The 1,047-nt window shown below is 65.7% G+C and carries 1 protein-coding gene; it reads left to right on the forward strand.

Annotated features, from left to right (window positions below; translation table 11 throughout):
* Positions 1–1,043: ABC transporter substrate-binding protein (locus tag IO30_RS0129030; protein ID WP_031147799.1), on the forward strand; the 1,043-nt coding region annotated here is incomplete at its 5' end.
* Between the last annotated feature and the right edge of the window lie 4 nt (positions 1,044–1,047).

Genomic DNA, 1,047 nt, shown 5'->3' on the forward strand with positions numbered 1-1,047 from the left:
CTTGCGGCTACGGCTCCGAGGCCAAGAAGGACGACCCCAAGGACAAGGCCGCCAACGTGGCCGACTCCGGCCAGAAGCTCTCCGCGTCCGAGGTCCGCATCGGGTACTTCCCGAACCTGACCCACGCCACCGCCCTGGTCGGCCTCCAGGAAGGCCTCATCGAGAAGGAACTGAACGGCACCAAGATCAAGCCGCAGTCCTTCAACGCCGGCCCCTCCGAGATCGAAGCCCTCAACGGCGGCTCTCTCGACATCGGCTTCATCGGCCCCTCGCCGTCCATCAACGGCTACGTCAAGTCCAAGGGCTCCAACCTCCGCATCATCTCCGGCTCCGCCTCCGGCGGCGTCAAGCTCGTCGTGAACCCGGAGAAGATCAAGACCCTCGACGACCTCAAGGGCAAGAAGATCGCCACCCCCCAGAAGGGGAACACCCAGGACGTCGCCTTCCTCAACTGGATCTCCGAGAAGGGCTGGAACGTCGACCCCGAGTCCGGCAAGGGCGACGTCTCCGTCGTCCGCACCGACAACAAGGTCACCCCCGACGCCTTCAAGCAGGGCTCCATCGACGGCGCCTGGGTCCCCGAACCCACCGCCTCCAAGCTCGTCTCCGACGGCGGCACCGTCCTCCTCGACGAGACCGCCCTGTGGCCCGACAAGAAGTTCGTCATCACGAACATCATCGTGTCCCAGAAGTTCCTCAAGGAGCACCCGGACGTCGTCGAAGCCGTCCTCAAGGGCACCGTCAAGACCAACGAGTGGATCAACGCCAACCCCGACAAGGCCAAGGCATCCGCCAACGCCCGCCTCGAAGCCGAAGGCGGCAAGCCCCTCGACGCCAAGGTCATCGACCCCGCATGGCCCAGCATCGCCATCACCGACGACCCCCTGGCCGCCACCCTCAAGACCCAGTCCGACTGGGCCGTCAAGGCCAAGCTCATCGAGCAGCCCGACCTCACCGGCATCTACGACCTGACGCTCCTGAACAAGGTCCTCAAGGCCGCCGGCAAGCCCGAGGTCTCCGACGCCGGCCTCGGCGCCAAGTAATCCC

The organism is Streptomyces xanthophaeus, from assembly GCF_000725805.1.
GTDB lineage: Bacteria > Actinomycetota > Actinomycetes > Streptomycetales > Streptomycetaceae > Streptomyces > Streptomyces xanthophaeus.